Annotated in this window: 2 protein-coding genes and 2 pseudogenes; 2 read left to right on the top strand and 2 right to left on the bottom strand. The window is 74.4% G+C overall.

Going from position 1 to position 2,669, the window contains the following annotated elements; all coding sequences use genetic code 11:
• The coding region (locus AOK22_RS38800; protein ID WP_425264121.1) for a protein kinase domain-containing protein at window positions 1-1,323 on the bottom strand (1,323 nt) is incomplete at its 3' end.
• Window positions 1,320-1,739 (bottom strand): hypothetical protein, encoded by a 420-nt coding sequence (locus AOK22_RS42340; RefSeq protein WP_157872436.1) that lies wholly within the window; start codon window positions 1,737-1,739, stop codon window positions 1,320-1,322. The genes AOK22_RS38800 and AOK22_RS42340, both read right to left, overlap by 4 nt.
• Before the next feature lie 33 nt (window positions 1,740-1,772).
• Between AOK22_RS42340 and AOK22_RS38790 the strand changes: the two are divergent.
• Together AOK22_RS38790 and AOK22_RS38785 are read left to right on the top strand one after the other, a co-directional pair.
• Window positions 1,773-2,432, top strand: a pseudogene (locus AOK22_RS38790) (complex I subunit 1/NuoH family protein); the annotation flags it as partial.
• Window positions 2,433-2,434: 2 nt separating this feature from the next.
• Window positions 2,435-2,669, top strand: a pseudogene (locus AOK22_RS38785) (NADH-quinone oxidoreductase subunit I); the annotation flags it as partial.

The following is a 2,669-nucleotide window of genomic DNA, read 5'->3' as shown; positions in this document are numbered from 1 at the left end:
ATGGCGGGGCGCGGCCGGCGGGGCGGCCCAGTGCGAGACGTCGGGGGCGGCGCCGAGCCCGCCGTCCAGGGCGTACGCGGACTGCAGGAAGAGCGGCGACGGCTCGAAGGTCTCCTCGCCGGTGCGCAGGGACCGCAACTCGCGGAAGACACCGCGCAGTTGGTCGTCCATCTCGCGGGCGGTGGCGTAGCGGTCGGCGCGGCGGGTGCGGGTGGCGCGGCGCAGGGCGCGGGCGAGGGAGACCGGGCCGAGGCCGCGGTGCCCGGCCGCCGCGTCGTCGAGCCGGTCGAGCGCCGCGAGGTCGGCCAGGTCGTGGCGGTGGGCGCCGATGCCACTGAGGACGCGCAGGGTCTCGCCGAGGCTGAACAGGTCGTCCTGCGGCTCGGACTCGCCGCGGTCGCCGACGCTGGGGGCGCGGTAGAGGGCGGTGGTCAGGCCGGGCGCGCCCGCGCGGCGCACGCTGCCGACGTCGATGAGCTTGGTGGTGGAGCCGTCGTGCATGACGTTCGGCGGCTTCAGGTCGCCGTACACCTTGCCGCGTTCGGGGGCGTGCAGATAGGCGAGCGCGGCGAGGATCCGCACGCCGTACGCGAGCACGAACTCCCACAGGCGCGCGTCGCCGAACTCCTCGGGGCACTCCTGGGCGCGGACCCGCACCTCCTCCAGGTTGAGCCCGTCGACGTACTGCAGGACGAGGAAGTCCCCGACGCCGGTGTGATGGCCGTAGTTGAACACCCGGATGAAACCGTCGTGGTTGAGCTCGACGAGCTCCTTGCGCTCGCCCCTGAGCAGGCTGTACGAGTCCGTGGCGAGCTCCGCGTGGAGCATCTTCACGGCGACGGCCCGGTCGTCGACCTTGGTGTCGTGCGCGAGGCAGACCTCGCCCATCCCGCCGTAGCCGAGCGGGCGCACCAGGCGGTACTGGCCGGCGAGCAGCGTGCCCGGCGGCAGCGGCAGTTCGCCCGGCTGGTCCGGCTCGCCGGCACGGCCGTCCCCGTGGCCCTCGCCCCTGCCGTCGGCCCGGTCGAGGAGGGTGATCGCGGGCAGGACCGTGGGGTCGGGGTGCTCCGGCGGGAGCACGACGCGGGCCGGGCGCGGCGGGGGCGCGGCGGCGACGCCCGGGTCGACGATCCACTGCTGGGAGGACGACTCGGGCGCGGGCGGGCCGGACGCCGGCGCGGGTCCGCCGGCCCGGGGGAGAGGGGCCGCCGCCGCGTGCCGCCCGGTGCCGGGATCGACGCGCTCGCCGCTGGCCAGGCAGTACCCGGTGGGCGTGAGGGTGCCCGCGCAGCCGGGGTGCGGGCAGGCCGTGGCGGGCGTCACGCGGCACCGTCCGGCTCGGCCAGGCGCCGCACCACCCGCGCGAACGCCTCCACGGCCCGCTCCGCGTCGGCCAGCGGGCACGGCCCCGTCATCAGGAGCCGCTGCGCCTCGCGGTAGGGGCCGACCGCGTCGGGGTGCTCGGCCAGGCCCCGCCGGGCGAGCCGCGCCAGATGGTCGCGGAGCAGCCCGCGCAGCCGCAGATGCTCGTCGAGCACGCCCCGCAGCTCGCCCTCGGCCCGCTCGGCGCGCAGCAGATAGGTGTCCACGGCCTGTTCGGCGTACGAGAGCTTCTCCAGGAAGCGTGGTCCGCTGCGCCCGCTCAGCGGCCGCAGTTCATTGCTGAGCTGCACCGTCCACAGCGCGGCCCGCGCCGCGTACCCGGTGGCCACCGGCGGGTCCACGACGTGCGGCTCCACGCGGTGGAACAGGCGCCGGGCGCGCCGCTCGGTGTCGGCGAGGTCGTCGACGCGGGCATCTTCTTCGTGCTCGCCGTCATGGGCGTCGGCGTCCTCGGCTCCCTCATGGCCGGCTGGGCCAGCGCCAACAAGTTCTCCCTCCTCGGCGGCCTGCGCACCGCCGCCCAGCTCCTCGCCTACGAACTCCCGATGCTGCTCGCCGCCGCCTCGGTCGCGATGGCTGCAGGAACGGTCTCCCTGCCGGGCATCGTCGACGCCTTCGAGTGGTGGTGGCTGCCCTGGCAGATCGTCGGCGCCCTCGTCTTCTTCGTGGCGGGCCTCGCCGAACTGCAGCGCCCGCCCTTCGACATGCCGGTCGCCGACTCCGAGATCATCTTCGGCGCCTACACCGAGTACACGGGCCTGCGCTTCGCCCTCTTCCTCCTCGCCGAGTACGCCGGAATCGTCGTCCTGTGCGGCCTGACCACCGTCCTGTTCCTGGGCGGCTGGCACGGCCCGTGGGGCGCCGACGGCCTCGGCTGGGTCTGGACCCTGCTGAAGACGGCCGTCCTGGCGTTCGTGGTCATCTGGCTGCGCGTGTCCTACCCCCGTCTCCGCGAGGACCAGCTCCAGAAGCTCTCCTGGACCCTCCTCGTCCCGCTCGCCCTCGCGCAGATCGCGCTCACCGGAATCGTGAAGGTGGCGATCTCCTAACCATGTCCCCCATCCCCGGATCCGGCCTGGCCAAGGGCCTCGCCGTCACCCTCCGCACGATGACGAAGAAGACCGTCACCGAGCAGTACCCGGACGCCCAGCCCGAACTCCCGCCCCGCACCCGGGGCGTCATCGGCCTGTTCGAGGAGAACTGCACGGTCTGCATGCTGTGCGCCCGCGAGTGCCCGGACTGGTGCATCTACATCGACTCCCACAAGGAGACGGTCCCGCCCGCCG

This window comes from Streptomyces silaceus, from assembly GCF_001419745.1.
Taxonomy (GTDB): Bacteria; Actinomycetota; Actinomycetes; order Streptomycetales; family Streptomycetaceae; genus Streptomyces; species Streptomyces silaceus.
The sequence above is the reverse complement of the archived record's forward strand: the minus strand, read 5'-3'. Positions and strand labels throughout refer to the sequence as shown.